Consider the following 5,026-nt stretch of genomic DNA (forward strand, 5'->3'; position numbering starts at 1 on the left):
CATTGTCATTGCGAGCGACAGCGTTTGCGGAGCATGACCTTAGGAAAGCAATCTCTAGTATTGGGATTGGGATTGCTTGGGGGGGTGAAAATGCCAACCATAGACTTAAGCGTGTTTCCCACCCCCCTCGCTGCGGACATTTTCACATTGTCATTGCGAGCGACAGCGTTTGCGGAGCATGACCTTAGGAAAGCAATCTCTAGTATTGGGATTGGGATTGCTTGGGGGGGTGAAAATGCCAACCATAGACTTAAGCGTGTTTCCCACCCCCCCCTCGCTGCGGACATTTTCACATTGTCATTGCGAGCGGCAGCGTTTGCGGAGCATGACCTTAGGAAAGCAATCTCTAGTATTGGGATTGGGATTGCTTGGGGGGGTGAAAATTCTCACCATAGACTTAAGCGTGTTTCCCACCCCCCCTCGCTGCGGACATTTTCACATTGTCATTGCGAGCGGCAGCGTTTGCGGAGCATGACCTTAGGAAAGCAATCTCTAGTATTGGGATTGGGATTGCTTGGGGGGGTGAAAATGCCAACCATAGACTTAAGCGTGTTTCCCATCCCCCTCGCTGCGGACATTTTCACCTCCTTCTTTCATTCTGACTCCTGACTCCTGTCTCCTGACTCCTAATATAGAATCTGGGTAATTAGTTACTGTAAAGTCCGCAGCGACTGGAACGGAGTGGAAGGAAGCAATCTCAAGGGGCGCGATATTGCTTCCTATCGTCGCAATGACCACTGTTCAACCGGATTTTATATAAACCACTAAACTTTTAAACTGTAAATTTTTTGTGTTTCCAAATGTTCCATAACTGTCAATAATTCAGTTATTTCAAAACTCTGACGTTCGAGTTGTACTTGCAAGGTAGTCATGGGATCGGAACCAGAAGCGATGATAAATTCCAATTTGAAAATATTTTCCCATTGGGATATTTCTGTTAAGACTTTAGCGATCGCCTCCAAATAAGGATTATTTGATTGTTGATACCATTCAGATGTAATTAATGTTGCTTTTTCTAAACCAAAATTAACTATTAAAGGTGCTTGAGCAAAAACCGCTGTTGCCACTGCTCTAGTTTCTTCCCGCAACAGAAAATCATATTCTTTGATTAAACTGCGTAATTTTTCCAAATATTCATAGCGCTGTTGAACTGGAGATTTCAAAGTTTTAACCAAAGAATTATCGGCAAATTTTCCTTCTGTGTTTTGATAATTCCAATCAATAGCAATTGTTACTAAATAACTGCGTAACAACATATGACCTAATTTTTGCGCCTTAGTCGCCAAATAAGCAGAATTATAATCTGTTGTTTCAATTAACAAAGGAACTCGATCTACTACTTCAATTCCATAACCATTTAAACCTGCTATTTTCCGGGGATTATTTGTAATCAAACAAATTTTCTTCACGCCCAAATCATGTAATATTTGTGCTCCCACACCATAGTTGCGCAAATCTGCTGGAAACCCTAATCTTTCATTAGCTTCCACAGTATCTAATCCCATATCCTGCAATGAATAAGCTTTCATTTTATTAATTAAACCTATTCCCCTACCCTCTTGTCGCAAATAGACGACCACTCCCGCACCCGCATTTTCAATCATTTTCATCGCTGCTTGCAGTTGCATTCGACAGTCACAACGGAGGGAACCGAAAGCATCTCCAGTCAGACACTCAGAATGTACCCGCACCATGACATCTTTTTCCGGAAACTCTTCTGGATTGCCTTTAACAATAGCTACATGTTCCGAGTTATTTTGAGTATTGCGGTAAGCATAAATTTGGAACTCACCAAATTGCGAGGGTAATTTAGCAACAGCTTCTCGGTAGACAAAGCGATCGTGTCTGATGCGATAACTGATAAGATCAGCAATACTGATCAATTTCAGATTATGAGTTTGAGCATATTCTATTAATTGAGGTAATCTTGCCATCGAACCGTCTGGGTTTTGAATTTCACAAATAACTCCCGCTGGATATAAACCTGCTAATCTAGCTAAGTCAACAGAAGCTTCTGTATGACCTGCTCGTTTTAATACTCCTCCTTCTTTAGCTCGAATGGGGAAGACATGACCGGGGCGACGTAAATCTTCCGGTTTGGTAGTAGGGTTAATAACTGCTTGAATAGTATTTGCTCTGTCTTCTGCTGAGATACCAGTAGAAACTCCCAACTGTGGGGAAGCATCGATACTGACGGTAAAAGCAGTTTGGTTACTGTCAGTATTTTTAGTAACCATAAGTGGAATATCTAATTCGTCAAGGCGATCGCCTGTCAATGACAGACAAATTAGACCTCTAGCTTCTACTGCCATAAAGTTAATCATGTCTGGAGTAGCAAATTGAGCTGCACAAATTACATCTCCTTCGTTTTCTCGATGTTCATCATCGACTACTACTACAGACTTACCTGCTTTAATATCTGCTAGTGCAGCATCAATAGAGTCAAATTGAAATTGTTGGTTTGGCTGTTTATTGACAGATAGCTTCCCTGGTTTTGTCATTTTTTTCAAAATATGTTTAAAAGTATACAAAGATTATAACGATATACAAAGATGATAGGGTTTCCTAGGCTACGGAAGTATTGTAACAAGAATGAATAAATTAGATAGATAGTGCCGTGTCAACCTTGAAAATGTGGGTTAAAAAACCTAACCCCCCAACCCCCTTCCCTCCCAGGGAAGGGGGTCAAGCCCCTCTCCTAGCAGGAGAGGGGGAGGGGCAGGGGGGAGAGGTCTTCGTTTGTTGCTCGTTCCTAACACACCATTTTAAGCTTGACACGCCAATAGTTGAGAATATACTTTACAGCAACTTGAAGACTCTATTAAGTAATTGAGTTTCAGATAGAAAATATCATACAATAATTGGAAGTAAATAATATGAAAGGTAGAATTTTTACAGAACAAGAACGTCAAATACTTGCAGATATTATCGTTCATCGCCGAACAGAATTTGGGGAAAACTTTATTAATGAAGAAATTCCCGATACAAAAATTGAGCGGTTACTTTTAGCTGCTTTACTTGGCCCTTCAGTTGGTTTTTCCCAACCTTGGGAATTTGTAATTATTCGTGACTCATCAATCAAAGCCAAAATCAAGGCATCTTTTGAAAGAGAAAATAAAAAAGCTAAAGAAATCTTTAAAGATAGACCGTTATATAATAATTTTCAATTGGAAGGAATTACCACAACTCCTATTAACATTGCTGTTTTTTATAAACCTTCACTTACTCCTGTTATGGGTCAAACAAGTATGGATAAAGTTGGACCGTACAGTGTTTGTCTGGCAATTCAAAATTTGTGGTTAATGGCTAGAGCGGAGAATATAGGGTTGGGTTGGGTAAGTATTTTAGATGAAAAAGAGGTAAAAACTATTCTCAATGCTCCTCCAGAAAATGAGTTAATAGCGTATTTATGTTTAGGTTATGTCACAGAATTCACAGAACGTCCTTTGCTGGAAATTGTTAACTGGGAAAAGCGTAAATTAAAGGAGGCAGTGATTTATTATGATGGTTATCAAGGGAGTAGGGAGTAGGGTTCAATAATTAATAATTAACAATTAATAATTAATAATTACCTCTTCTTAAAAACGGATAGGATTGGTTAAAAAGGAATTTTTTTTCTTCTCAAGGGGAGATTGGATATGGCGAGGAAACCTCGCCATCCCATCCTGACGGAATGCTGCGCTTTCCGACCGCTTTTTTATCCACGGCGAGTGAGAGGCTTTAAACCTTGATTGTTCGGTAAATAATTGATGATTTCTACGGGATAACTGATTTTATTTTTGATTATTGAAGATGTCTAATAGAGTTATTCAGCAAATAAATAAGCTCTTTGTTAAACTTTCCTAGGGACATTTCATGTAAAGTCCCTAGATTATTTTCAGATATTTATTAGAAGCTGTTTGAGAAGTATTGGATAGAATTGATGAATCCGCGCAAACCTAACCCCCCTACCCCCCTTCCCTACAAGGGAATGGGGTTTCAAAGCCTCTCTCCTCGTAGGAGAGAGGTTTGGAGAGAGGTTTTTATGAGTTTACAAACAACTTCTTATATAGGCGTTGGTAAATGCGTAATGCTTTTGTCTTAAATATCTATGAAAAAACTATAGTTGTACAGTTCATAAATATTGAAAAACATTACCTAATCACCAATCCCCTTATATAAAATCCGGTTGAACAGTCGTCATTGCCACGATAGGAAACAATCTCGCCTTACCTATGAGATTGCTTCGTTCCACTCCGTTCCACTCGCTGCGGACTTAGCGATACTAATTATCCGGATTCTATATTAGAGACTTCTAATACTAAGGTTGCTGTTATTAAACCAGAATCCTACAGCTAATCCTACGACAAAAATCAATGTGAAATAGAATAAACTGATGAATCGAATCAATAATGGAGGTGCGATACCTTCTACTTCTATTTCTTGAGATACTTCTAATGGTGCAAACTTTTGAGAAGCACTAGCAAAAGGAGTTACCTTTGCTGTTACCTGATGGGGTGCGCCATCGAAAAACTATTCTTGCCTGGTCAATTTTCCAGTAGTATCGGGAGTACCTTGATAGCCAAACATTAATGCGTTACTCTCTAAAGCAACTGATTGAATAGTAACTTGCACATTTGTGACTGCTTCTCCTGTGGTGGGGTTAGTAACTTTGATTGTTTGATTTGCTAATTTACCAACAACCGCTTGGGTATCTCCTGATAATTCTACTTGTACTGTTTGATTTTTGCTAATAGCAGGTGTAGGAGATGCTAATTCCACAAACTCATTATCAAGGGCGTTAACTTCTGCACTCAGGTTAACGAAGAGTAAGACAGCGATCGCTACTATTGTCATGCCACTTAATAACATTCTGACTGGTTGAGGAGCAATTTCACCGTCTCTCCTGTCTCCTGTCTCCGGATAAGAGCGTGATGAAAACACTTTTTTCCCTACCTCCTACCTCCTACCTCCTGTCTCCTTTCTCCGGATAATAGCGTGATGAAAACACTTTTTTTCCCTACCTCCTACCTCCTACCTCCTGTCA

General features: G+C 39.7%; 3 protein-coding genes. 1 reads left to right on the forward strand and 2 read right to left on the reverse strand.

The window, feature by feature from the left end:
• Positions 1 to 764 precede the first annotated feature (764 nt).
• Entirely contained in the window at positions 765 to 2,501 is a 1,737-nt protein-coding gene (ribBA, locus tag F6K22_RS31195; protein WP_293107200.1) for a bifunctional 3,4-dihydroxy-2-butanone-4-phosphate synthase/GTP cyclohydrolase II, read from the reverse strand.
• Positions 2,502 to 2,876: 375 nt separating this feature from the next.
• Here ribBA and bluB point away from each other — a divergent pair, with 375 nt between their 5' ends.
• Complete coding sequence (bluB, locus tag F6K22_RS31200; protein ID WP_293107203.1) at positions 2,877 to 3,530, forward strand: 5,6-dimethylbenzimidazole synthase; 654 nt, start codon at positions 2,877 to 2,879, stop codon at positions 3,528 to 3,530.
• A 982-nt stretch (positions 3,531 to 4,512) separates the two neighbouring features.
• Here bluB and F6K22_RS31205 read toward each other — a convergent pair.
• Positions 4,513 to 4,923 carry a hypothetical protein gene (locus tag F6K22_RS31205; RefSeq protein WP_293107206.1) on the reverse strand — a complete coding sequence of 137 codons (411 nt, stop codon included), beginning with the start codon at positions 4,921 to 4,923 and terminating at the stop codon, positions 4,513 to 4,515.
• Between the last annotated feature and the right edge of the window lie 103 nt (positions 4,924 to 5,026).

This window comes from Okeania sp. SIO2F4 (genome assembly GCF_010672385.1).
Taxonomy (GTDB): domain Bacteria; phylum Cyanobacteriota; class Cyanobacteriia; order Cyanobacteriales; family Microcoleaceae; genus Trichodesmium.

Excerpts from the sequence above, each read along its gene's own strand:
- ribBA (WP_293107200.1), bottom strand. The coding sequence starts at position 2,501 with ATGACAAAACCAGGGAAGCTATCTGTCAATAAACAGCCAAACCAACAA.
- bluB (WP_293107203.1), top strand. The coding sequence starts at position 2,877 with ATGAAAGGTAGAATTTTTACAGAACAAGAACGTCAAATACTTGCAGAT.